Here is a 635-nt window from a genome sequence, read left to right on the forward strand (position 1 = left end):
AACTGCTTAAAGCGTTTGAAGAGTTCAATTACCCGAACGAAATCGGCCCAGGTGTTTATGACATTCACTCACCAAATATTCCGACGGAAGAGTGGATTGAAGGCTTAATCAAGAAAGCGGCAGAAAAGATTCCGGTACAACGTTTGTGGGTAAACCCAGACTGTGGTTTGAAAACACGTAACTGGGCAGAGACGGAAGCTGCACTTGCCAACCTAGTGTCTGCTGCGAAGAAGCTTCGCGCAGAGCTTGCATAAGGTAGCTCGTCACCAATTTAAAGTGGCTAATAAAAAAGCGGAGACCATCGTCTCCGCTTTTGTATCTTTTATTTAATGTCCGCCTAGCTCACTAACGACGGCTCTCGTTGTCGTCGGGCTTGAGCGACAAGCAAATTACTGTGACTATTTGATTTTGCTACAGGTTTGCTCTGAAACCAATTCATCAGCAATTAACTGACCGCGTGAGTTACGCACTTTCAATCGGTACATCAAACCCATATCAATTTGCTCTCTTACCGACGGCGTATTGCAGTATGTATAAATACTGGTATTCAGTACTTGGTTTAATGGTTTCGCACCTAAAGCATCGTCGTTGTAAATCATCATCATTTCTACCACGTTCTTGTTAGAAGAAACACG

General features: G+C 43.8%; 1 protein-coding gene and 1 pseudogene. One reads left to right on the forward strand and one right to left on the reverse strand.

The features are described from left to right. Window positions 1-254, forward strand: a pseudogene (locus R8O11_RS28705) (5-methyltetrahydropteroyltriglutamate--homocysteine S-methyltransferase); the annotation flags it as partial. Window positions 255-398: 144 nt separating this feature from the next. On the opposite strand, the gene gspS2 reads toward R8O11_RS28705, so the two are convergent. Beyond that, the coding region (gene gspS2 / locus R8O11_RS28710; RefSeq protein WP_318195055.1) for a type II secretion system pilot lipoprotein GspS-beta at window positions 399-635 on the reverse strand (237 nt) is incomplete at its 5' end.

Source organism: Vibrio sp. 1288, from assembly GCF_033344475.1.